Genomic DNA, 23,321 nt, shown 5'->3' with positions numbered 1-23,321 from the left:
GGTTGCCGACGCCGGTTGCCCATCGCAGACTGTCTCCCGAAAGGATCGGCAAATGCACCGCATAACTTCGGGCGAACTTCATTCCACCTACACTCTTGGCGACCTGCGCATCACCGCCTTGCGTGACGGCTATGTCGACATGCCGGTCGGTCGGCTCCGGCAACGCGGCGCCAAGCCATTTGGCGATGACTTGCCGGAACAGGTCCCATTGTTTGGCGGTCAGCTCAGGCTCTCCGTCAACGCCTTCGCGATTGACGATGGGAATGAGATAATACTCATCGATACCGGCGCCGCGAATGCCTGGCACCCGACCATGGGCCGGCTTCCCCAGGCGCTGGACGAAGCCGGCATCGATGTCGAAAAAGTCCGCACCGTCTGCTTCACCCATACGCATCTCGACCACATCCATGGGCTTGTGCTTGCCGACGGCCGGGACGCTTTCCCGCGCCTGGCGCGCCTGCTCGTTCCCAGGCAGGAACTCGGCCTCTTCCGCACCGAAGCGCGGCTCAAGCGATTTCACGAGATGGCGCAACCTTTCGAAGCCGGAGACCGTCTCGGAACCCATGTCGACATTATCGGCGCTCATGGCCACGAGGTCGGTCACAGCTGCTTTCGCGTTTCGAGCGGCGGCGAACACATTTTGATCTGGGGCGACACCGTCCACGTCCCATCGCTTCAGTTCGACCGGCCTGAGGTGACGTGGGAATTCGACGAAGATCAGGACCAGGCCCGCGAGAGCCGGTTGCGGCTGCTGGCGCTTGCGGCGGACGATCACTGTTTCGTTGCCGGCGCGCATCTGGACTCGCCCGGCATTGGCCGTGTCGTGCGGTCTGGCGGCGGCTTTCGATTTGAACCGCTATAGCCGCTATACGCTATAATTGAAAAGGGCGGCGCAAGCGCCACCCCCTATCCCTTGGGAGGATAATTCGACCGGCGGTCAAGCCGCCTTGATTTCTTCGTCGACCACGTCGGCGTCGCGCGCCTTCTTCAGAGCCTTGGCCCACCAGGCAACGTCGTTGACCAGCGCGGTGGCGGCCTGGTTCAGGTGCTCGAGGTCTTCGAGCTTCTTCTCGCCCTGGCGCACGGCGAGGAAATCGCCCCAGGCGATATGGACAGCCGACTTGACCGGCGCCATCTGCAACTCGACGGCATGGAGACGGAGCTGCTCGACGGCGCGGGCGCCACCAACGCTGCCGTAACCGACGAAGCCGGCCGGCTTCTTGTTCCATTCGTTGGCGGCGTAGTCGATGGCGTTCTTCAGCACGGCCGTCGGGCCGTGATTGTATTCGGCGGCGGTGAAGATGAAGCCGTCATATTCGGCGACCTTCTTCTGCCAGCGCTGCGCCACCTCGTTGGTCGACGGCACCCAGGCGGAAGAGGCCACTTCGTCGAAGAAGGGCAGCGGGAAGTCACGCAAGTCGACGATCTCGACGTCGATGTCGGCATGCGACTTGGCGATCTTTGCGATCCATTGTGTGGGCACATCGGCGAAGCGCGCGGCGCGCGTCGAACCGACGATGATGGCGATTTTCGGCTTTGACATGGGGGCTCTCCATTCCAGTAAAATGCTGGTATCGTTTAGATACCGGAGCTATATGAGATACTGTCAACTCGCGACGCAAGGAGGCACCTTTTTGTTACTGAGGCACCCGCACCGCACCGAAGACTGCCGCGCCATTTCCGAAATCCTGCAGCGCGTCGGCGACAAATGGACCGTTCTTGTGGTCGGCAAACTCGGCGACGGACCGTTGCGTTTCAATGAGCTGCGCGCCGCTGTCGGCGGCATCTCGCAAAAGATGCTGACCACGACCTTGCGCGGGCTGGAACGCGACGGCTTCGTCACCCGTACCGTGTTTCCGACCATCCCGCCGCGCGTCGACTACGAGCTGACGGAACTCGGCCACGAACTGCTGATCCCGGTCAGCGCGCTTGGCGAATGGGCGCGCAGGAACACGCAGCGTGTGCGGGCGGCACGCGAGAAATTCGACGGCATGCACGGCTGAAACCCTTGCACGGCAAGGTGTCGGGCGCTTCGCCTTGCGTGAAGTTGTCTGATGGCCGGGAATTCGCGGCTCTCTAAACGAGGCCTCGCAACCTTGTCCGATGGCGCTTCAGGCCGACCAACGCTCGGCGCTGCTTCGATGAAGACAATCGTAAACCCAAGATGACCATTCAGCTTCTTGGCGCCAAGCTCTCGCAAGGCGCCGGGCTACAGATCGCGCATGTCGCGGCTGGCTGCCTGACGCCCTTGCTGGCACGCAGGCAGGAGGTGCGCGGAAGGTCCTCTTTGACTGCCGCATAGGCGGTTACGCCAAGCAGGCAGATCACGGCGACAAGGGCTGCCACCAGCCAGCTGTTCAGTATGTGTTGACGCATTGTCGCCCCTCCAACGCCGGCACAATCAGACGTGAAGGCAACCATTGGATGTCGCGGAGCGCATCGTCCGCGCGGATGATGTTACAATTGCCCCTGGACTGGGAGAACGGGGACTGGAAGAACTGGGACTGGAAGAACGGGGGCTTGCGAGAATGGGCTTTCGTCAACTCTCAGCCGGCACGGCCTTCGGCTTGCCCTCGCCGTCCAGCGCCACCATGATGAAATCGGCGTGCGTCACCTTTTCCATCAGGTCGGAGAGATAGCGCTGCGCCCAGGCCTCGACCTTCAGCGTCATCGAAGTGCGGCCGACGCGTTCGACATGGGTATAGATGCACAGCGTGTCGCCGATCTTCATCGGCTTGGCGAAGGACATCTCCTTGACCGCCGCCGTCACCACGCGGCCCCTGGCCCGCTCGGCGGCGCGGATGCCGCAGGCAAGGTCCATCTGCGCCATCACCCAGCCGCCGAAAATGTCGCCGGCAGCATTGGCGTCCGAAGGCATGGCTAGCGTGCGCAGCGTCAGGTCTCCGATCGGCCGTCCGTCCGCGTAGTGCACCATGCGAGAAATCCCCTGAGGTCGATGGCTCGAGATCGATTGCCCTCGATCCCGTAGCGTCACGGCGCGAACGCGTCAACGCGCCATCGGCGGCCGGTCGACGCACACCGTATTGCAGCCCGCCTGACCGCTAGAAATAGCGGGCGAGGTTCGTCCGGATGCGGTCGAGAACCGTCGCACCGGAAACGTCGGGAATAAACGCCTTCCCCGTGATCGCTTCGTAAGCTTGTGCATAGATGCGCGAAGCCTGTTCGACGATCTCGCCGGGAATCCTGGGGATCGGGTCCTTGTAGGGATCGCAGCGCGCCGCCACCCAGGAGCGGATGAAATCCTTGTCGAAGCTGTCCGGCCGGGTGCCGCTGGCCAGGGCCTGTTCGTAGCTCGCCGCGATCCAGTACCGGCTGCTGTCGGGCGTGTGGATTTCGTCGGCCAGGATAATGGTGCCGTTCTTGTCGGTGCCGAATTCGTACTTCGTGTCGGCGAGGATCAGGCCGCGCTCGGCCGCGCGCGCCTGGCCGCGGGCGAACAGCCGCAAGGCGTAATCCGAGACAGTGTCCCATTGCGCCGGCGTGAGAAGACCTTGTTCGAGGATCTCCGCTCGCGACAGCGGCTCGTCATGGGCGCCATCCGCGGCCTTGCTGGTTGGCGTGATCACCGGCTCGGCCAGCTTCTCATTGTCGCGCAGGCCGTCCGGCAGCCGCATTCCATACATGTCGCGTTCGCCACGCTTGTAGCGGGTCAGGATCGAGGTGCTGGTGGTTCCCGCCAGATAGCCGCGCACGACGATCTCGACCGGCAGGATGTCGAGCCTGGTGCCGACGACGACGTTCGGGTCGGGGTATTCGAGCACATGGTTCGGGCAGATATCGGCGGTTTCCTCGAACCAGTAGCGTGCCGTCTGGGTGAGGATCTCGCCCTTGAACGGGATCGAGGTCAGGATGATGTCGAACGCGCTGAGACGGTCGGTGGCGATAATGATGCGCCGCCCGTCCGCGAGGTCGTAGTTTTCGCGGACCTTGCCCTTGTAGTGGCCCGGCAGCTCGGGAATGAAGGCATCCGACAGGGTCCGCATATGATTTCCTGCCTTCCGCAGAGTGGCCAGAACAAACGAATGCCCTCGCATAAGCTGTCGACCCCATGCATATCAAGCGCGATTGTCGGGATTCCCCGCAACTCGACCCGGCATCCCAGTCGCATTTTTCACAACGCATGCCGGAAGGCGCGGCGACGCGGCGAACCCGTCGCGTCTAGGCTGCGGCCAGATTTCCGGAGCCACCCATTTCCATCATGCAGACTTTTGACTTCATCATCGTCGGCTCCGGCTCGGCTGGCTCGGTGCTCGCCGACAAACTCTCGGCCTCGGGCCGTTTCTCGGTGCTGGTGCTGGAAGCCGGCGGCACGGACCGCCGTTTCTACGTGCAGATGCCGCTTGGCTACGGCAAGACCTTCTTCGATCCCGCCGTCAACTGGAACTACAAGACCGAGGCTGACCCAGGCCTTGGCGGCAATGTCGACCACTGGCCGCGCGGCAAGCTGCTCGGCGGGTCGAGCTCGATCAACGCCATGGTCTGGATCCGCGGCGCGCGCGAGGACTTCGACGACTGGCGCGCCGCCGGCAATCCCGGCTGGGGTTATGACGATTTGCTGCCCGTCTTCAAGGCGCTCGAGGACAATGAGGCGGGCGCCGATAGATGGCGCGGTACCGGCGGCCCCCTGCACATCAGCAACACGACCAACGCCGTCCACCCGCTGACCAGGCGCTATCTCGCCGCCGGCCAGCAGGCCGGCCTGCCGCTCAACCCTGATTTCAATGGTGCTGCCCAGGAAGGTGTCGGCACCTACCAGATCTCGACCAGGAACGGCCGCCGCATGTCCGCCGCCCGCGCCTTCCTGCGCCCGGCCATGAAGCGCGCAAACGTCCGCGTCGAGACCAACGCACTGGCGACCCGCATCCTGTTCGAGGGCAAGCGCGCCGTCGGCGTCGAATATCTGCAGAACGGTCAGACGAAGACGGCTCGCGCCGGTCGCGAAGTCATCCTGTCAGCCGGCTCGATCAACTCGCCGCAGCTCATGCAGCTTTCCGGCATCGGTCCGGCGGCTTTGCTCAAGGGGCTGGGCATCCCGGTCGTCCATGCCAACGAGAATGTCGGCGCCAATCTGCAGGACCATGTCGGCATCAACTACACCTTCAAGGGCAATGTGCCGACACTGAACCAGATCCTGCGCCCGTGGTGGGGCAAGCTGCTGGTCGGCATGCAGTACATCCTGACCCGCTCCGGTCCGCTGTCGCTGTCGATGAACCATGGCGGCGGCTTCTTCCGCACCGACCCGGCATTTACGCGCCCCAACATGCAGCTTTATTTCCAGGCGTTCTCGACCGTCATCCCGAAGAGCGGCGAGCGGCCGATCCTGACGCCTGACCCCTGGCCGGGCTTCTCCATCGGCCTGTCCAACTGCCGTCCGTCGAGCCGGGGTGAGATCATGATCCGCTCCAGCAATCCGCTGGAATATCCAAGGATCGTCGCCAACGCCTATTCCACCAACGCCGACGTCGACGAGATGCTGGCGGCGGTGAAGTTCGTGCGCAAGATCGCCTCGATGCCGGCCATGGCGGAAATCATCAGGGAAGAAGTCCTGCCCGGCCCGTCGATCCAGTCCGACGCCGACCTGATCACGGATTTCAGGAAACGCTCCGGCACCGTCTATCACCCGGTTTCGACCTGCCGCATGGGGCCTGATCCCTCGCGCTCCGTCGTCGATCCGCGCCTCAAGGTGCATGGGCTCGAAGGCCTGCGCGTCATCGACGCCTCGATCTTTCCCGACAACATCACCGGCAACACCAACGCCGCCTCGGTCATGACCGGATGGAAAGGCGCCGAACTGGTTCTGGAGGACCAAAAATGAAGATCACCGACGTCAAGACCTGGGTTGTCGGCAACCCGCCGCCCGGCATCGGCGGCAAGTATTTCATCTTCGTCAAGCTGACCACCGACGGTGGCGTGGTCGGCTATGGCGAGGCCTACAACGCCACTTTCTCCGCCCATGTCACCGCCAAGCTGGTCGAGGACATGGCCGAACGCTATCTGATCGGCCACGATCCGCACGACATCGAGAACTTCTTCCGCCGCGCCTATTCCTCCGGCTTCACCCAGCGTCCCGACGTGACCGGCATGGGCTGTTTCTCGGCACTCGAAATGGCCTGCTGGGACATCGTCGGCAAGGAAGCCGGCAAGCCGGTCTACAAGCTGCTCGGCGGCCAGGTGCATGAGACGCTGCGCTCCTACACCTATCTCTACCCGCACACCGGCAGCGTCCATTCCGAGGACGCGCCGGACGGCAGGAACGTCTACAACGACCCCGAAATGGCGGCCGCCTGCGCGCTCGAATATGTCGAGCAGGGGTTCAATGCCGTCAAGCTCGACCCGGCCGGTCCCTACACCGCCTTCGACGGCCACCAACCGCGCCTGCTCGACATCGATGTCTCCACCCGCATGGTCAAGGCGATCCGCGAGGCGGTGGGAAACCGAGCCGACATCCTCTTCGGCACGCACGGCCAATTCACTGCTTCCGGCGCGCTGCGCATGGCCCGCGCCATCGAGCCCTATGATCCCCTGTGGTTCGAGGAGCCGGTGCCGCCCGACATGCCGGAGGTTATGGCCCAAGTTGCCCGCGCGACCTCGATCCCGATCGCCACCGGCGAACGGCTGACGACCAAGTTCGAATTCGCCCGCGTCATCGAGAACCGCGCCGCGACCATCCTGCAGCCGGATCTTGGCCGCTCCGGCGGCATTCTCGAAACCAAGAAGATCGCCGCCATGGCCGAGGCCTATCACATCCAGGTCGCGCCGCACTGCTATTGCGGACCGATCGTCGGTGCCGCCAACATTCAGCTGGCGGTGACGCTGCCCAACTTCCTGATCCTGGAATCGCTGAAGCAGTGGGACGGTTTCCACGCCACGCTACTCAAGAAGAAGATCGAGTGGCAGGACGGCAATGTCATCCCGTCGAAGGAACCGGGGCTGGGCGTCGAGCTCAATGAGGCGGTGTGCGAGGCGCATCCCTACACCGGCAAGGACCTGCATCTGCAGATGATGCAGACGCCGCTGATGCCGTGAGCGAAAGCTACGCCTTCATCGGCCTCGGCCATCTCGGCGGCAACCTTGCCGCCAGCCTGATCCGCAATGGCTTTGCGGTCACGGTCTTCGACCGCGATCCGGCGGCGGTCGAGCGCCTCGTTGCGCTCGGCGCCACCGCCGCGAGCAGTCCAGCGGAAGCGGCCGCCCGCGCCGGCAACGCCATCTCTTGCCTGCCCTCGCCAAAGGTCAGCGAAGCAGTGCTGGCCGGCCCAGGCGGGTTGCTCGAAGGCCTGCCTGCGGGCGGGACCTGGATCGAGATGTCGACCAATGGCCGCGACGAGATCGTGCGGCTTGCCGCCCTCGCCTCGGCCAGGGGCGTCGACACGCTGGAGTGCCCGGTCACCGGCGGCGTGCATCTGGCGGCGGTTGGAAAAATCACCGCCCTGGTCGGCGGCGATGCCGTGCTCTACGAATGCCATCGCGCGGCGATCGAAGCGATGTGCGCGCGCTCCTTCCTGATGGGGCCGACCGGTTCGGCGGCGGTGATCAAGGTGATCACCAACATGCTGGCCTTCATCCATCTCGTCGCCGCCGGCGAGGCGCTGATGCTGGCCAAGCAGGGCGGGCTCGACCTCGCCCAATCCTACCATGCGATTGTCGCGTCCTCCGGCAACAGCTTCGTCCACGAGACCGAAAGCCAGCTCGTCCTCAACGGCTCCTACGACATCGGCTTCACCATGGACCTGGCCCTGAAGGACCTTGGCTTTGCGCTGGGCATGGCCGAACAATCCGGCGTGCCGCTCGAGCTGGCGTCACGCGTCAACGCGATTTTTCAACAGGGCAAGGAAGCCTATGGCGGCGGTGCCTGGTCGACCCAGATCGTCAAATTGCTTGAGGATGCCGTCGGTACCGACCTGCGCGCGCCGGGTTTCCCGGCCAAATTGGAAATCTGACCATAAGCCAGAAAACAAAGCGATTTCAATAGTTTGAATCGATAGCCGGATTCAGGTTCGAAAACACTTGAATCAATCTGGCAACGCCTTGATTCAATATCTGAGCGTCAGCGCACCAGGCAGGATCTCGAAGGTTGCCGGTATGCGCCCGGGCGACTCGCCGTCTATGTCGACCAACGCGTCGTTCTCTGCCCCATCACCCAGCGGTTCGACAACCACTTTCTTGCCGCGCAGGATCGTGATTGCCGGATGGTTGCGATGCCGGCCGCCATAGAGCAGCCTGATATCCCAGATCAGCTTCAGCTTGCCCGCCGCGCGCAGGATGACGATGTCGAACTCTCCGTCGGTCAGTTCGGCATCCGGCGCGATCATCATGCCGCCGCCGAAGAACTTTCCGTTGGCCACCGCCACCAGCGCCATGCGTGCTTCGACAGGTGTGCCGTCGTCGACCGTGATCCGGACATCCTGGAAGCGGTAGCGGACGAACTCGACCACGGTACGCCACAGGAACAGCGTCTTGGCCGACATCTTGCCCTTGCGCTTGTCGGCATTGACGGCGCGGTCGGTAGCGCCTGACAGGCCAAGGCTGGCTATGTTGATGAAGTGGCGGCTCGCCAGCGCCCCATGATCGTCGATGTAGCAGATGCGGCCGGCATCGACGGCCCTGGCCTTCGCCTCCGCGATCCGCTTCAGGGTCGCGTCCACCGCCTTCGGCAGACCGAGCCCGCGCGCGAAATCGATACCGGTGCCGCATGGCAGAAGGCCGAGTTCGGTCGTCCTGCCGCTCTCCTGGAATGCCTGCAGCAATCCATCGGCCACCTCGCTTGCCGTGCCGTCGCCGCCGGCAGCGATCACCAGGTCAAAGCCACTTGCCGCGAGGTCGATCGCCAGGCGTTCGGCGTCGCCCTCGGCCTGCGTCTCGCGCAGCTCGAAATCGCCAAAATGCTTTTTCAGCGAGGCGGCAACGTCAGGCCAATGCCGCTTCAGCCAGCCGCCACCGGCAATCGGATTGAGAACCACCCCGACCTTCAATGCGTATCCTCCCCCGGACGGCGCCTTGCAGGCGGCACCCGATCCTTTGCCGGCATTGAAACCCGCCCCCGCCGGCGGAGCAAGGGGCGCTGTCGTTGCGAGCGTTGAAAAGCGGGCAGGCTGTCTAAGGCAGCCGGCGCCGGAATTCCGGGCTTGTGGCAAACGGTCCCCGATAATCCCGCTATCCACAGGCCCTTGGCCATTCCTCGAGACCCTTACCCGGCGTAAGTTAAACCCATCTCAGGCGGCTACCGATCGCCAAGCCGAAAGGCGGAAGTGAAAGGCGGATTTCCTGAGGCCCGTACGGCCCGAAGCGAGAGCAGGCTTGCCTGTTTTGAGGGACGGTAGCCGAGACCTACGGGGCCGCGGAAAGCGTGCCAACGCCGACGGCGGACCGATGCTGCCATGAAGGACGGCAAGAACCTTCGATGGCACGCAGGGCAAGGCCTGCAAGGGCCAAGACCGGCGTGGTCTGGAACGGACGCTGCCTTCGGGTGGTGGCTGGCAGGACCGTCAAAATCAAGGCCGGCATGGCGCGACGACTTTACGGAAGTTGCTGCCGCGACCGTGTCCTGATCTGACAGGGAGGCGCTGGGAGAAATCCCGGCGCCGACTGTCTTTGAGGTCTATCTCCCACAATTTTAACGGTGTTTTCGGCTGGGGCTGCAACCGGCGGCAAAATCGGCTAACGTTCGATGCCGTCAGAGTCCGTTTGAAAACGAACTCGTAGAAGGGGGAGACTTCATGACGCTCATCCAGAAGCTTGCTGTTGGCTATGCCTTCCTGTTCTTCGCCGTCGTCGCCGTCGGCTACATACCGGCGTTCAACGACGCCAACGGCAATCTGTTCGGCCTGTTTTCGCTGCAATGGTATGATGACCTGCTGCACGCCTTCTCCGGTGTCTGGGCGCTGGCCGCTGCCTTCATCTCGCATCGCCAGGCGGTGTTCTATTTCAAGCTGTTCGGCTCGGTCTATCTGTTCGACGGCGTGCTCGGGCTGATCACCGGTTCCGGCTGCCTCGATGCCGGCATCTTCATCAACGGCTTCCGCTCCCTCAACGACATCGAATTCCCCGCCCGCTTCTTCGCCAACCTGCCGCACATCGTCATTGGCGGCTTCGCCGTCTATGTCGGCTTCTGGTTGTCGAAGCGCATACACGACCACTTCGCCACGGCCTGACCGGCCATGTTCTTGTTCCGCTGGCTGAAGCGCCTCATCAAGACGATCCTCTGGCTGATCGTCATCGTCATCCTGATCCCGGTCGCGGGGCTCGCCTACGGCTTCCTGACGACTCCATCGTTCGACAAGACGCCGCTGCCCGGCATTGCCGATGGCGCGCCACCCAAGGCGCTGGCCGACAAGGTCCGCGCTGAGATCCCCGGCTACCAGCGGCCGGAGGAATCGACCTTCCTCACCTATCCGGAATGGGCGATCGTCTACGCCGCGCGCGAATATGCCGGCTTCGTCGCCAAGGACCAGCCGAGCGGCTTTCCCTACTGGTCCTATGTCGGCCGCTTCTGGCAGGACTACGCCACGGTGATCCGCGCCAGTTCTCCCTACAAGTTCAACTACGCCAACCACCAGATGCTGGTCATCATCGGCACCAGCCACTCGATCGAGCATATATTGCAATGGGCCTATGAGAACACGGTCGGCCGCATCACCGAGGCGACATCGGCCAAGCGCACCGCCGCCGACATCTATCAGGCCAAGGTGGCGGCCGAATACGCAGGCTTTCTCGACCAGGTGCCGTGGTACCAATTCCCCTATGGCGAGAAACGCGCCGGCCTGTTTGCCGTGCAGCCGGCGCCAGGAGACAGCTCCGTACGCACCAGCGAGCGCAAGCTCGCCTTCGGTCTCGCCGACACCATCAAGCAGGGCTATGCCGACCTGATAAAGCAGGCGCTCGCCGCGACCTCCGACCCGGCTTTTCTCGACATCCATGTCTGGGCCAAGGGACCGGTCGGCGAAGCCACCCGCAACGAGCCCGACACCTTGCTGGAACGCGACATGGGAGCCGACGGCACCGTCTTCGTCACCAAGCGCTATCAGGTCTTCACCGACATGATCCCGCGGCTGATCGACAAGGGTGTCTCCTTCGTCGAGATCGGCGGCAATGACGAGATCATGGTCACGATGCTCTCGACCGACGCGATCACCGTTCCCGAAGGCATGCGCATCCTGTTCAGCTATCCGCTGCCGGCGGACCCCTCGACGCGCCGCACTGGCATGGTCGTTGCCGTGCGCAAGCTGCACCTGGTGCTGCCGTCGCTGATGAAGGCCGGCGCCAGGCTCGAACACGTCTACGACTACTGAGGCGACAGCCCAATGCATGTCGCCCAAAAGTGACCTCGGTTTTGGGAGAACGACATGCATAAAAACAAAGATCTAAAGCGCGTCGCATGAATCCGTTTCAACGCGACGTGCTTTAGCCATGCGTCGACTGATCCGGATTGTCGGCTGGCTCGCACTCACGCTGGTCGTGCTAATCGTTGTCGCGCCCATCGGCTTTCGCGGCGCCGCGGCCTTGCGCGAAACACGGTCACCACAGGAGGCCGCTCCGCCGGGAGCCCTGTTCGCGACCGTCGGCGGGCTGAAGATGCACTATCAGGTCTGGGGCTCGCACGACGGGCCACCGCTGCTTCTGTTCCACGGGACGGTCTCCTGGGCCGAAACCTACCGCGATATCGCCGCTCCGCTGGGCGAACAGGGCTTTCGCGTGATCGCCGTCGATATGCCGCCCTTCGGCTATTCGGAAAGACCGGCCGACCAGGACTATTCGCGCGCCGCCCACGCAAAGCGCGTCCTCGGCTTCGCCGACGCGCTCGGCCTTCGCCATTTCAGCGTCGGCGTCCACTCCTATGGTGGCGGCGGTGTGATCGAGGCCGCTTTCTCGGCCCCGGATCGCATCGACGCGCTGATCCTGCTCGACGTGGCGCTTGGCCTCGGCCAGACCGAGGCGCCGGCCGTGCCGTTCGCCTCCCTGCTCGACAGGGACTGGCCGCGCCAGCTCCTGACCGCCTCGACCTTCACCAATCCGTTCATGACCGGATTCGGTTTGCGCCAGTTCATCGAGAATGACGATCTCGTCACGGCGGAGCGCATTGCGATCTACACGCGCCCGTTGAACGTCAAGGGCACCACCAATGCCGTTGGCCACTGGCTGTTCAGCGGCCTCTACAATGACGAGCGGAAATCGCTTGCCGCCAATCGGGCGAATTATCGCGCCTTCACGCCGCCGGTTCTCGTCATATGGGGGCGAGATGATACGACCACGCCCCTCGCACAGGGCCAGGAGATCGCCTCGCTGTTTCCACATGCCGAGCTGGCCGTTCTCGATGACGTCAACCACATCCCGCAGGTCGAGCGCCCGCAAGACGTGGTGCGGCTGATCGCCAATTTTCTCAAACGGGCCTTGCCGGCAGCCCAATAGACACGCGCCGCCATGCTCATTCCACAATCGCGGCCAAATCCCGCCTTGTTCGCGCGCGATGGAGGGTGCAAGCCGCCTGAAAGCCCGGCATGCACCTGAATGGGCGCCCGGGCGGCATCTCGAAGGGACAAGACCGTGATCAAGACCGCCCTTGTCGCCATGACCATTGTCGGCTGCGACTGCGACGCCAAACTGTGCGAATATATCGGCGAGACGCCCGCCAAATGGTCGACCATCGCCGAATGCGAAGCCGCGATGAAGAGCCAGATCTTGCACGAGCGCAACTTCGACTATCCGCTGGTCTCCGGCATCTGCCGCGCCAAGGGTTCGTCGTCGTCCTCGCATCTGGCCGCGATTGCATCCCAGCCGGAACTGAAGCCCGCCAGCAGGGTCGTCAGGACAGAAAGCCCGCTGCCGCCGGAACTGAGCCATCGGCCGAGCGTCCCGGTCGGCTCGCCGACGACGGCGGTCGAAGCGGACGCTGCCCGGCCTGTCGCCTATGAACAGGTGGTCGATGGCGGAACCGGCGTGCTCTATCGCACCAAGAACGGCTATGCCGTGGTCAAGACCGATCTCGGCCGCGCGGCTTCCGCGACCGCCGACGCGGCCAAACGCTCGGTGAACTGGCTGGCCGGCCTGGTGCCGACGGGACTGTAGCCCCCTACATCTTCAGCTTCAGGCTCTCCCAGAACTTGTCGATCAGTGGCTGTTCGGTGGCCGCATCCTCGCCGGCGACGCGCGTGATGAACAAGAGCCCCTGATCGGCGAGGCCGTAGCCGACGATCTCGAAATGAGCGGTATCGGTGCGCGTCTTCACCTCGGCGCGGATGCCGGTCAGTTCCTTGCCGTCGGCAAGCTTGCGCGTCGTCGGCTGCTGCGTCAGCTCCGCACCGGCCTGCACCGATTCCCTCGTCATCTCCTGCAGCATCAGCTGGTTGAGCGACACCGGGTTCATCTTGCCGTATTCCTGCACCACGACGATCGTGCCCAGCGCCGAGGCCATCAGATATTGCGTGATGTTTTCGCCCAGATCGGTCTTGGTCACCGAAATGCCGCTTGGATGGACGAAGGAGAAACTGTCGCCGGAAAAGGTGGCGAAGTCGTTGCGCTCGAGCGTCACCTTGCTCTGCTTGCCGCCGGGCAGCGTAATGGTCGTGATCTCACCGGGATCGATATCGACCGCCACGCCGTCGATGGTCAGCCTGAACGCCTTGAGGTCCTCGGCCCCTGCCGGTCCAGCGCACAGCGCGATAAGAGTGAGGGCTGCCGCTGATACCATACGCATTGATTGTTCTCCTGCTTACGACGCAACCCCGCTCAGCGCCTTGATGGCACGGTAGAAGGTCGAGGAAAACAGTTCCGTCGGGTCATGTTGCCGCTTCGCCGCCAGGAAGGCCGGCAGTTCGGGATAGGAGGCCAGCAACTCCCTGGCCGTGTAATGCAGCTGGTAGGGCAGGAAGAAGCGCCCGCCATGCTTGATCGTCACATCGATCAGCGCCCGTGTCAGCGCCCGCATCCTGGCATTGCCGTCGGCATCGGTGGGCTGGTTGATGTAGAGCACCAGCGAATAGGCGGGCTCCGGCGCGTAGGTCAGCGCCACATCCTCCTTGTGGACGATGCGCACCGAGGCATTGAGCACCGGCAGTTGCTGGTTGCTCAGGATCTCACGCGCTTCGCTGATGAACCCGACATAGGCAGCGCGTGGAATAAAATATTCGTGCAGGATGTCGGTTTCGTCAGCCAGATCGTTGAACAGATACGGCACCGAATCGTGCATCGGATTGTTGCGGGTGACGAAGCAGGCCTCGCCTTGCGCCATGGCGGAGGTGCGCGCCACCGTGCAGCTTTCGAACTTCGGCTCCAGCGTCTTTTCGGTGAACCACTTCAGCTCCTGGAACACGCTGCCCCATTTCGCCAGATTGATGATCACCCGCTTCAGTCCGACGCCCTCCGGCTCGCCGATTTCAGGCTGATCGGTCGGCGGCTGGTCAGCCACCTTGTCGTAGCGATAGACGATCATGTCCTCGAGGAAATTGCCCGGTGCCGTCGACAAGTGGCCGTAGAACAGGCCGATATCCTTGTTCGGCTCCAACACCTCGGCGAAGAATTTCGGGAAATCGTCGGATTTGATCATTTCGCGCGAGGTGCGGTAGACGGCGTTGTCGACGATATCGAGCGTCGCCTCCAGCACCACGCCGAACAGGCCGTAGCCACCGACGACGTGGCGGAACAGGTCCGTGTTCTCGCTCGGCGAGCACGTGGATACCGACCCGTCGGCCAGCATCACCCGCATTGAGCGGATCGAGCCGGCCACCGAGCCCGCCTGATGGTCCATGCCATGCGCGTTGACCGACAGCGAGCCACCGACCGAAAAGATGTCGGTCGATTGCATCGCCTTCACCGCGAAGCGCGGATGCAGCAGGTTCTGGATGTCATGCCAGCGCGCGCCCGGCTGCAAGGTCATGGTCCTGGCCGCGGCGTCGACGGTGACCTTGTTGAATTTCCTGAGGTCTAGCACCAGGGCGTTGTCGTCGAAGGCATGCCCGCCCATCGAATGACGGATGGCGGCCAGCGATACTTTCAGCCCGTTGGCGCGCGCGAAGGCCAACGCCTTGGCGATATGATCTTCCTCGCTGACCTCGACCACGCCATAGACCGGCGTCCGCGACAGGCCGCTGGCATCATTGATATCGCCGCCCCTGGCCGACCAGGGCAGCGAGGGGTCATAGGCTGGCGGACTGGCGATCGGCTTCAGCGGCAGGGCAATGCCGTCGATATCGGCGATGCGTCCGGCATTCTTCGGCCCGGAAGGCCCGCGCGCCAGCCGCGCCATGGTGGTGCCGCCCCACAGCACCGCGCCGCCGACCACCGCCGCGCCGAGCACCAGCCGGCGCGACAGGCGAAACCCTTTATGTTCGTCAGCCATGCGGATCCCCCATTGCCCAAGGGATAGCGCGGCTCTTTGGCGAAAACCATAGGGGCGCCGGGCAGAGCCATGGCGCCAGTTCGGCATCAGGGTGGCTGATGTTCCGACATCACGGGGCTAATCTCGCTGGGTTGCGCTGCCCTCATCCGCCTGCTGGCACCTCTCCCTGTTTACGGCAGGGCTATCGGATATGGATTCTTTCGAAGAGGGCCCCCACCCTAACCCTCCCCACAAGGGGGAGGGAACGCTGCCGCGCGCCCTGACATCTTCCTGATCAAGCCTCGGTAACTTCCTGAAATCAGCGCTTACAGAGTCCCCCTCCCCCTTGTGGGGAGGGGTTAGGGGTGGGGGTACGTGCCGGGCAAACCTTCGAGAAGTTTCATATGCGATTGCCCTACCGTGAACGGGGAGAAGGAGAAGCCTCTACGAAGCCTTCTTGATCGACGTCACCATGCCGGTCTTGTCATCGACGGTTACCGCCACCTTGGCGCCGACCTTCAATTTGCCGATCTTCGCTTCCGGCGACAGCTGGTAGATCTTGCCGTCGTCGAGCGTGATCGACTTGGTCGTCGGATCGACCGCCTGAATGGTGCCCTGGACGGACGCGGCATAGGCCGTGCCGAGGAAGGCGAGCAGAGCGGCGGTGGTTGCGAGGGTCTTCTTCATCGATAGCACTCCGTGCTGTTTCAATTTTCCGGGCCGCCTTGACTGGGCCGGACGACCCGAAACTGAAACGGAAAGCCTGCCGCCCGCAAATCACATTCGGTGAATTTTAGCAAAGGAAATCATAGGCTTAATTCCGACACATTGCATGCGGCCGACGCGATTTCCAGCCGTATCGTTGGCCTCGACGCCCGCCGTTCGTCCACGAAAAGAATCGCTTAGCAGATTGCGGCGGCCCCCTCGCGGCCATCACGCAGCCGCCACAATCCACCCCGGATTGCATCACGCAACAGCCTGCCGATCTTCCATTGATACAAGTTTTGTTTCACGGATCAGCTCAACCAGGACTACAAAAAAAGGGAAAAAACTCTCGCTATGGTTGCAAACTCGAAATAAATGCAGGATCATTCCAACGCTGCGACCAGGGGGCCACCATGAAACTGGCAGTTCGAACCATCATATCCCTGATGCTGGCGCTTGCGCCGGGATTGGCAGGCGCACAAGGCGCTGATCCGGGCGATGACAAGACGGTTACCTTCGCCCCGGGCGATCCTGAAATGACTGCGGCGACCGCGCAGGCACTTGCCGGCCTGGATGAATTCCTGGCCCTGGCCGAAGCGCCTCCCTCCGGCACCGAGCGGTTCAAATTGAAGGTCAAGGTGCGTGACGGCAACGTCACCGAGCACTTCTGGGTCATCCCGTTCCGCCGCACCGAGACCGGCTTTGCCGGCATATTGGCGAACCAGCCGGAAGAAGTTCGCAATGTCGTCCTCGGCCAGAATATCGAATTCACCAGGGACGATGTTTCCGATTGGGGCTACACCCGGGACGGACGGCAGGTCGGCAGCTTCACCGTCTGTGTCATGTTCAAGAGAATGCCCAAGGAAGAAGCAGACTACATGCGCGGCAAATACGGATTTGACTGCTGATCGTGACGGCCGACTAGCTGGCTTCGTCCTTCACCCCGATCTTGCGCACCAGCGCGGCCGTCGCCAGCACGGCGCCCATGTCCGAGATCATCGGCGCCACATGCCTGGTGTAGTCGAGCGGCACCGAAATCTCGGGCAGCTCGAAGAAGTTCTTCGCCTGCGGCAACAGCAGGAAACCATCGCTGCCATTGAGCGCGACGCGGGCCGGATCGTCCGGCCAGGTCTCGCCCAGCCATTTCAGCGCCTGCGCCAGCCGGCCGGTCACCAGCGGCCGTGCCGCCTCGATGTTGTCGGTGCGGAATTCATAAGCCGCGTCGAGCAAGGGTTCCCCCGATGACAGCTCCTGCAGCTTGGACCCGAACAGGCCGCGGAAGAAGCCGACGACAGCGTTTGTGCGCCGCGTCGCCACCAGGATTCCCGGGAACGGCTCGACAGCCTCGAAGGCGACGATGACGCCCTTGAAGGCGGTCGATGAGCCCTTGCCGGTCCCTTCCCGCAGTTCCGCTTCGTAAAGCTCGAACGGAAACTCTTCGTAGCGGCCGGAAACGACATCGTCGAAGGCTTGCCGGTTGAAAGCCCCGACCGCCTCGCGCGGCAGCCGGTCGAACGAATTCGGCCTGTCGCCATGCTGGTAACGCACCTCGCGGATGAAGCCGAAGATGATCGGCAGCAGCGTGTCGCGGAACGATTGCTGCAGCCGCGTCGCCGGCTTGATGGCCTGGAAGTAGAGCAGGATCGAAGCGGCGAAGCCGATGACATAGAGGAACACATGCGGCGTCGAGAACCATTGCTCGTTGGGATCGGCGACCTTGTTGAACAGCCAGGCGATAACCACCACGGCCACCAATGTCAGCCCGATGAACAGCGGCACCCGCCAGCGCACCTGCCGCACCGCCAAGGCCCGCGCCGCCTCATAGGCCTCGATGTTCATCCGGATGCCGGCGATGACAGTGTCATCAGGCATGAAATCCGCTGTTTCCACCGCCACCCCCGCTGCCAATACTATCGCATGATAGCTGCATTTCCGGGAAAGTCGCCAGCCGTAGGCAACGAGCGCGACCTTCCCTTCTCCCCTTGTGGGAGAAGGTGGCCTCACGAAGTGAGGTCGGATGAGGGGTGTTCCAGGGAACACCAACGTCTCACTCCGCTGGAACACCCCTCATCCGTCTCGGCGCTATCGCGCCGATCCACCTTCTCCCACAAGGGGAGAAGGGAAAACCGCGCGCAACCGCCCCTCGACCTTCCTCCTCATCGCACCGTCCAACCCCTCCACCGGCACCAGCCACTCGTGATCACGGTCCCGCAGCCGTACGAACGGCTGCATCCGGTAAGCAGCTACAGCACCACGCGTCCCCTCCTCCGCGCTGACATCCACGACGAAAATCCCGCCAATGCGCCCCGGCCACGGCTGTCGCGCCAAGGCGGTGCCAAGGAAATCGCCGAGGCCGTAAGCGACGATCGCGTCGCCGATCCGTTCCACCGGCTGCACCACATGCGCATGATGGCCGGCGATCAGTCCGACGCCCTGCCCGGCCAGGCGCCTGGCCAATGCCCGCGTCCCGGCGCGCGGAAAATGCCGGAACTCCCAGTCCCAATGCGGCACCGCGCAGAGAAGATCGACGCGCGGCCAGCCGGCCAGATCGCTGCCCATCGACACACGCCCGGCAAACAGGCTCTCATCTGCATTGCGCCACAGCGTGAAAGCCGCCAGGCCGACCTCCAGCGGCCCCACCTTGACCGTCTGCACCGGGCCATTGGCGGCCAGGCCGATGGTGCGGATGCCAAGCCGCTTCAGTGCCGCCACCGTCTCGTCGAAACCCGCGACGCCCTGGTCGAGCACATGATTGTTGGCCAGCGAAAGCACGAGCTTTTCGCGCGCAAGACCGGTCGCGGCGAGCGCCTCGGCCAGAAACCGCTCGCTCATCGCATGATGCGTGCCGAGCCTCGTGCCCAGCACCGCGCTTGGCCTGTCCACGACAGGGCTTTCGCAATTGCCGATCACAAGGTCGGCGCCGCCAAGCAACGCCTTGATCACCGGGTCGCAGTCCGGCGCACGGCGGTTGGCCACCGCCGAAATGTCGCCGACGAAGGCCAGCCGCACGGTCTGTCTGGGTAGCGGCTCCATGAGCGTTCCCGACGCCGGCGCAAACCCATCAGCGCCACCGCCAAGTGACGGTTTCAGGAAACGCGGCAGCCAGGACAATTTGTAGGAAAGCGGATAATTCGACACGCGATGCCCAATCGTTTGCCTTGTGTAGACGGTCTGCCGGACAGGTTGAAGCGTGTCCGTCGACAATCGCACATCTTCGACGATGACCCGCTGGGCCACACCGACACCGACGGGCGCGACGCCACAAATGGTGTATATTTGCTCGGCGCGACACATATGTTTTGGGGGAAAGATGAACCGAATTTCGAGCCTGCTGGCATCCGCCTTCATTGTGCTTTTGCCCTTGTCTTCCGCCGGCGCCGCCATACCCGACGCGGCAACCGCGCTATTCGAGGCGAAGACCGTGGCCGCGCGCGACAGCGCCCTGTCGACGCTGGAGGCCGCCGCGGCGAAAGATCCGGCATCGGCCTATGCCGCCGGCGCCGGCGAATTCTTCACGGCACTTGAGTTGCTCGCCAGCGGGCTGCACCGGCACGGCTTCGAAAGCCCGCAATCCTTCATGCTGCCGCTGATGCAGCTGCCCGTGCCGCCCAATCCCGACCCCGAGCCGCTGACCTACGAAGAGTTCCGCGCCATACTGGTTGCCTTCCGCGACCGGCTGGAAAAATCCGCTGCGACGCTGGGCTCGGTGCCGGCCGATGCCGATATCGGCATGGTCATCGACCTTACCCATGTCGGCATCGACCTCAATGAGGACGGCACCATCGCCCCGGATGAGAGCATGGCGGCGAACATGGCCGCGCTGTCGCGTGGCAGTATCTCGCAAGGTGATAGCGCACCCGCGCTCACCTTCCGCTTCGACCGCGCCGATGGCTATTGGCTGCAGGGCTATGCCGAGTTCCTGATGGCACAGGCCGATTTCTGGCTGGCGCATGATTTCAAAAACACTTTCGATGGCTCGTTCCACATGCTGTTCCCGCGCGCCAGGCTGCCGTTGCAGGACATTCTCGTGCCGCCGCCGAGCGAGATGGGCTCGAACATCTTCTCCTCTGAATGGCGCATCGCCGATTTCATCTCGATGGTGCACATGATCAACTGGCCGGTGGTCGAGCCGGAACGCCGCAAGGCGGCGCGCCAGGAATTGCTCGAAATGATCCGGCTGTCGCGCGAGGACTGGAAGGCGATCCGCGCCGAGACGGACAATGACCGCGAATGGCTGCCCGGCCCACAACAGAAGGGCGCGAACCCGCTCACCGGCCTCGAAGTCGGCGAGGAGCAGGTACAGGCCTGGCTTGCCACCTTGACCATGGCCGAGGACCTGCTCGAAGGCCGCGCGCTGCTGCCGCATTTCCGCATCACCGGCAAAGGCATCAACATGAAGCGCTTCTTCGACGAACCAAAACCCTTCGACCTGGTGCTGTCGATCACCGGCCCCGGAATCGCGCCCTATCTCGAGACCGGCAGGATCCTGACCAGCGAGGATTTCGACCAGATCCAACGAGAGTTCGGCGGCGGCGGGTTTTTGACGTTCGCGCTGTGGTTTAACTAAGAAAAGCCATCTCAAGTCGAGAGGAGCGCGCTGCAAGGCGTGTTGAGATTCAGGTCAGGCCGAGTCGAAAACGGTGGGTTCCGAGAACCGGAGCGGAGCGTACTTCTGGGTACGTGAGCACCGGAAGCGCAGGAAACCATCGTTTGCAGACCGGCATCACCTGAATATCAATGCGCCTCAAAAAATCGCCCCCTGATACAGCACCGCCTCGGCCTCCTCGGGCGCGAACCGTCTGGCCAGCGACCGAAACGCGCTATGCACGCCGTCGCGGTCGATGTTGCAGCTTCTGAGATGCCGCACTGCAAGCGTTGGATCAAAGGCGCTTCGGCCATGCAGGACGCGCTGGTTGTCGAAGACCAGCACTTCGCCGGGCTGCAACTGGTGCTGGAACTGGTTCTGGGGATCGCAGATCAGCCGCGTCAGTTCGGCCAGCGCTTCGATCAACCCATCGATCCGGTCCAGGGGCGCCCATTGCGGCGCCAGGCAGCGGTCATTGTAGCGGATGCCGGTGACCGCGCCTGCCGCATCGAGGCTGATGACATGCGCCTCGGCGCTGAAGAACACCTCGCCTTCATGTTCGCGGTGGAAGGTAACGCCGTGCCGCGTCAAGAGATCGAACAGGTCGGGCGTGCGCGTCCGCATCCGTTCGGCGACATGAAAGCCGTCGACCATCAGCGACGTACCGCCGGCGCCGGCGCCCGTGCGGATGGCATGGAAGAAGATGAAGCCCGGCGGCGCGTAGCGGAACGGCTCGTCCGTGTGCGGGATCTGCGCCCGCGCCGTCTCGCCCGCCACCCGCGCATCCGGCCGCGAGATGAGGTCGAACACCTTGCCGTAACTGGTCTCGCGGATCGGCCCATAGCGGCCCGCGACCCGCGCCGTTGCTTCCGTCTCGGCCGGAACGCCGGTCAGCATGGCGATGCCGTGATCCCTTAGCGCCCGGAGCGACTGGAACAGCGCTTCGTCATCCGCCACCACCGCGTCGAAAGCGAAGCGGCCGAGCCGTGCGGTGAGATCGTTGTTCCAAAGTTGCGGCCGGAAACGGACCGGACCCGAGCCGCCGACATGCCCTGCCAGGAAGGTCGGATCGTAATGCGACACATGCCCGTCCTGCCAGATGGCCGTGACCTGCCCCGGCATGGAGACATCGAAACTTTCCGCATGGATTGCCTTGTCGACATCGGCCGGCGTCAGCCACCTCTTGCCCGAGGCGGTGTCGCCGCATTGCTCGCATTCGCAGGCCAGCCGCAGCCAGCGCGTCGAGAGTTTCGCCGATCGGCCGTCCGCCAGCTCGACGGCAATGCGTGCGCCTTCCGCGCGCATGGCGCGGATTGGCGCGACGGCATGTCTTTGCTGTTGCTTTGGCGTGTCGAGCATCTGGTGTCCCCTGCGGTTGAATTTCTTCGACCAACCTAGGCAAGGAAAATCCCGCACTCAAACGAGTTCCCTTCTACAAGTTTTGAGGTAAATTCAAAACATGATGACTCTGAGGGATCTGCCGCTTTCCGGATTACGGGCGCTGGTGGCCGCCGCCAGGGCCGGCAGCCTGACGCGCGCGGCCGAGGAGTTGGGCGTCACGCCCGGCGCTATCGGCCATCAGATCCGGCAGTTGGAAGAGCGGCTCGGCGTCAAGCTGGTGCGGCGCGAGGGCAACGGCATCGTGCTCACCCGCGCCGCCGAGGCCGCCTTGCCCGATATCGATCGCGGTTTCGATGCGCTGGCCTCCGGCATGCGCCGGCTGCGCTTCGAACGCCAGACCGAAACCTTCACCATCTCGGCCGATCCGTCTTTCGCCTCGCTCTGGCTGGCGCCGCGCCTGGCCATGGTGCGGCCGGCCCTGGGGCGGCTCGAGGTTCGCATCGTCGCGTCCGTTGCGCTCGATGTCATGGCCGAGGAAGGCGTCGACCTTGCCATCAGCTATCGCAAGGGATCGGCATCCGACATCGCCTCACTCGACCTCTTCACCGAGCGGGTCATCCCCGCCTGCGCACCGGCGCAGGTCCAGGATCATGCCGGGCCGGACAGGGCCGAAGTGCTGGACAGGATGCCGCTGCTGCATATCGACCCGATGATGGGCGATGATGTCTATCCCACATGGCGGGACTGGTTCGTTGCGGCGGCGCGGCAAAGGAAGGACATTGACCAGGGTCCGCGCTTCGGATTGACCATCGTCGCCGCACAGGCGGCGATCGCCGGCATGGGCGCGCTGCTGGCCAGCGAACTGGTGCTGCGCCGCCATCTCGACGCTGGCCATCTCATCGAGATCGCGCGCGAAGTACCGGCACTGACCATCAGGCGCCGCATCGTCTGGCCCGAACACGGCCCGAAGGCGCGCCGCGCCGCGACGGTGGCGGCGGCGCTTCTGGCAGCGGCCGGCACCGGCATCGATGGCGCCCTGCCGCGATGAAACCCTGATGGATGCGGCCCGAAGCGCTTTAGAAAAACAGCCGCTGTAGCCGTAGAAGCCCGGCCAGGGCGGCGACTATCAGCGCGTTCGAGATCACGCCGATCGCCGCGGTCGTCCAGGCGATGTCGCCGGACTGGCCAAGGACCATGAACGGAAATCCGGCGGCGATGACGACAATCGCCACGAGCAACCCTAGCCAGCCGACGTTTGGCCGCTTGGCCACCCGGCTGACGAAATAGGCGATCCCGACCAGCAGGATCCTGAGCGGGTCCAATATCTGGGCAATGACGATGGCGGTCAGAAGCATGGGC

23 protein-coding genes are annotated in these 23,321 nt (G+C 63.6%); 12 read left to right on the top strand and 11 right to left on the bottom strand.

Features of this window, described 5'->3' with window-relative positions; genetic code table 11:
- The first annotated feature begins 52 nt into the window (after positions 1 to 52).
- Entirely contained in the window at positions 53 to 862 is an 810-nt protein-coding gene (locus tag MesoLj_RS12500) for an MBL fold metallo-hydrolase (protein ID WP_202326169.1), read from the top strand.
- Positions 863 to 937: 75 nt separating this feature from the next.
- On the opposite strand, the gene MesoLj_RS12495 is transcribed toward MesoLj_RS12500, so the two are convergent.
- Complete coding sequence (locus MesoLj_RS12495) at positions 938 to 1,543, bottom strand: NADPH-dependent FMN reductase (protein WP_056578821.1); 606 nt, start codon at positions 1,541 to 1,543, stop codon at positions 938 to 940.
- Between the two features lie 91 nt (positions 1,544 to 1,634).
- Between MesoLj_RS12495 and MesoLj_RS12490 the strand changes: the two genes are divergently transcribed.
- Positions 1,635 to 2,003: a winged helix-turn-helix transcriptional regulator gene (locus MesoLj_RS12490; protein ID WP_172349001.1), complete on the top strand. Its 369-nt coding sequence runs from the start codon at positions 1,635 to 1,637 to the stop codon at positions 2,001 to 2,003.
- A 536-nt stretch (positions 2,004 to 2,539) separates the two neighbouring features.
- Here MesoLj_RS12490 and MesoLj_RS12485 read toward each other — a convergent pair.
- On the bottom strand, positions 2,540 to 2,935 hold the full coding sequence (locus MesoLj_RS12485; protein ID WP_140774704.1) for an acyl-CoA thioesterase: 396 nt from the start codon (positions 2,933 to 2,935) through the stop codon (positions 2,540 to 2,542).
- 127 nt (positions 2,936 to 3,062) lie between these two features.
- On the bottom strand, positions 3,063 to 4,004 hold the full coding sequence (locus MesoLj_RS12480; RefSeq protein ID WP_202326168.1) for a phosphoribosylaminoimidazolesuccinocarboxamide synthase: 942 nt from the start codon (positions 4,002 to 4,004) through the stop codon (positions 3,063 to 3,065).
- Between the two features lie 215 nt (positions 4,005 to 4,219).
- On the opposite strand from MesoLj_RS12480, the gene MesoLj_RS12475 reads away from it, so the two are divergent.
- The 3 genes from MesoLj_RS12475 to MesoLj_RS12465 are packed head-to-tail and all read left to right on the top strand — an operon-like array spanning position 4,220 to position 7,961.
- Positions 4,220 to 5,836, top strand: a complete 1,617-nt coding sequence (locus MesoLj_RS12475; protein WP_202326167.1) for a GMC family oxidoreductase — start codon at positions 4,220 to 4,222, stop codon at positions 5,834 to 5,836.
- Positions 5,833 to 7,047, top strand: coding sequence for a mandelate racemase/muconate lactonizing enzyme family protein (locus MesoLj_RS12470; RefSeq protein WP_202326166.1), 1,215 nt, complete (start codon positions 5,833 to 5,835; stop codon positions 7,045 to 7,047). The genes MesoLj_RS12475 and MesoLj_RS12470 overlap by 4 nt, the downstream gene beginning before the upstream one ends.
- Positions 7,044 to 7,961 carry an NAD(P)-dependent oxidoreductase gene (locus MesoLj_RS12465; RefSeq protein ID WP_202326165.1) on the top strand — a complete coding sequence of 306 codons (918 nt, stop codon included), beginning with the start codon at positions 7,044 to 7,046 and terminating at the stop codon, positions 7,959 to 7,961. The genes MesoLj_RS12470 and MesoLj_RS12465 overlap by 4 nt, the downstream gene beginning before the upstream one ends.
- 93 nt (positions 7,962 to 8,054) lie before the next feature.
- Here MesoLj_RS12465 and MesoLj_RS12460 read toward each other — a convergent pair whose 3' ends face one another.
- The gene (locus MesoLj_RS12460; protein ID WP_202326164.1) at positions 8,055 to 8,993 is read right to left on the bottom strand and encodes a diacylglycerol/lipid kinase family protein; all 939 of its coding nucleotides are present in this window, start codon (positions 8,991 to 8,993) and stop codon (positions 8,055 to 8,057) included.
- Between the two features lie 744 nt (positions 8,994 to 9,737).
- Between MesoLj_RS12460 and MesoLj_RS12455 the strand changes: the two genes are divergently transcribed.
- From MesoLj_RS12455 to MesoLj_RS12440, 4 genes are all read left to right on the top strand, one after another.
- A complete protein-coding gene (locus MesoLj_RS12455) occupies positions 9,738 to 10,172 on the top strand; it encodes a DUF4383 domain-containing protein (RefSeq protein ID WP_172348995.1) in 435 nt (144 codons plus the stop codon).
- 6 nt (positions 10,173 to 10,178) lie between these two features.
- The gene (locus MesoLj_RS12450; RefSeq protein WP_202326163.1) at positions 10,179 to 11,309 is read left to right on the top strand and encodes a hypothetical protein; all 1,131 of its coding nucleotides are present in this window, start codon (positions 10,179 to 10,181) and stop codon (positions 11,307 to 11,309) included.
- A 118-nt stretch (positions 11,310 to 11,427) separates the two neighbouring features.
- Entirely contained in the window at positions 11,428 to 12,426 is a 999-nt protein-coding gene (locus MesoLj_RS12445) for an alpha/beta fold hydrolase (protein WP_202326162.1), read from the top strand.
- A gap of 135 nt (positions 12,427 to 12,561) precedes the next feature.
- Positions 12,562 to 13,083: a hypothetical protein gene (locus tag MesoLj_RS12440; RefSeq protein WP_140774712.1), complete on the top strand. Its 522-nt coding sequence runs from the start codon at positions 12,562 to 12,564 to the stop codon at positions 13,081 to 13,083.
- Between the two features lie 4 nt (positions 13,084 to 13,087).
- Here MesoLj_RS12440 and MesoLj_RS12435 read toward each other — a convergent pair whose 3' ends face one another.
- From MesoLj_RS12435 to MesoLj_RS12425, 3 genes are all read right to left on the bottom strand, one after another.
- The gene (locus tag MesoLj_RS12435) at positions 13,088 to 13,711 is read right to left on the bottom strand and encodes a hypothetical protein (RefSeq protein WP_202326161.1); all 624 of its coding nucleotides are present in this window, start codon (positions 13,709 to 13,711) and stop codon (positions 13,088 to 13,090) included.
- Positions 13,712 to 13,726: 15 nt separating this feature from the next.
- Positions 13,727 to 15,352 carry an FAD-binding oxidoreductase gene (locus tag MesoLj_RS12430; protein WP_202326160.1) on the bottom strand — a complete coding sequence of 542 codons (1,626 nt, stop codon included), beginning with the start codon at positions 15,350 to 15,352 and terminating at the stop codon, positions 13,727 to 13,729.
- Positions 15,353 to 15,775: 423 nt separating this feature from the next.
- Complete coding sequence (locus tag MesoLj_RS12425; RefSeq protein WP_027047290.1) at positions 15,776 to 16,018, bottom strand: DUF1344 domain-containing protein; 243 nt, start codon at positions 16,016 to 16,018, stop codon at positions 15,776 to 15,778.
- Positions 16,019 to 16,449: 431 nt separating this feature from the next.
- Here MesoLj_RS12425 and MesoLj_RS12420 point away from each other — a divergent pair, with 431 nt between their 5' ends.
- On the top strand, positions 16,450 to 16,944 hold the full coding sequence (locus MesoLj_RS12420; protein WP_202326159.1) for a YegJ family protein: 495 nt from the start codon (positions 16,450 to 16,452) through the stop codon (positions 16,942 to 16,944).
- A gap of 13 nt (positions 16,945 to 16,957) precedes the next feature.
- Here the strand turns inward: MesoLj_RS12420 and MesoLj_RS12415 are convergent, their stop codons facing one another.
- On the bottom strand, positions 16,958 to 17,908 hold the full coding sequence (locus MesoLj_RS12415; RefSeq protein WP_202326158.1) for a DUF3137 domain-containing protein: 951 nt from the start codon (positions 17,906 to 17,908) through the stop codon (positions 16,958 to 16,960).
- A 210-nt stretch (positions 17,909 to 18,118) separates the two neighbouring features.
- Entirely contained in the window at positions 18,119 to 19,174 is a 1,056-nt protein-coding gene (locus MesoLj_RS12410; RefSeq protein ID WP_202326157.1) for a CapA family protein, read from the bottom strand.
- 172 nt (positions 19,175 to 19,346) lie between these two features.
- Here MesoLj_RS12410 and MesoLj_RS12405 point away from each other — a divergent pair, with 172 nt between their 5' ends.
- A complete protein-coding gene (locus MesoLj_RS12405; protein ID WP_202326156.1) occupies positions 19,347 to 20,603 on the top strand; it encodes a hypothetical protein in 1,257 nt (418 codons plus the stop codon).
- 177 nt (positions 20,604 to 20,780) lie between these two features.
- On the opposite strand, the gene MesoLj_RS12400 is transcribed toward MesoLj_RS12405, so the two are convergent.
- Positions 20,781 to 21,980, bottom strand: coding sequence for a clavaminate synthase family protein (locus tag MesoLj_RS12400; RefSeq protein ID WP_202326155.1), 1,200 nt, complete (start codon positions 21,978 to 21,980; stop codon positions 20,781 to 20,783).
- Between the two features lie 100 nt (positions 21,981 to 22,080).
- Here MesoLj_RS12400 and MesoLj_RS12395 point away from each other — a divergent pair, with 100 nt between their 5' ends.
- Complete coding sequence (locus tag MesoLj_RS12395; RefSeq protein ID WP_202326154.1) at positions 22,081 to 23,010, top strand: LysR family transcriptional regulator; 930 nt, start codon at positions 22,081 to 22,083, stop codon at positions 23,008 to 23,010.
- Positions 23,011 to 23,038: 28 nt separating this feature from the next.
- Here the strand turns inward: MesoLj_RS12395 and MesoLj_RS12390 are convergent, their stop codons facing one another.
- Positions 23,039 to 23,317, bottom strand: a complete 279-nt coding sequence (locus tag MesoLj_RS12390; protein ID WP_202326153.1) for a hypothetical protein — start codon at positions 23,315 to 23,317, stop codon at positions 23,039 to 23,041.
- Positions 23,318 to 23,321: the final 4 nt, after the last annotated feature.

This window comes from Mesorhizobium sp. 113-3-9 (assembly GCF_016756515.1).
Taxonomy (GTDB): Bacteria; Pseudomonadota; Alphaproteobacteria; order Rhizobiales; family Rhizobiaceae; genus Mesorhizobium.
This window is presented reverse-complemented; position numbering and strand designations above follow the sequence as displayed.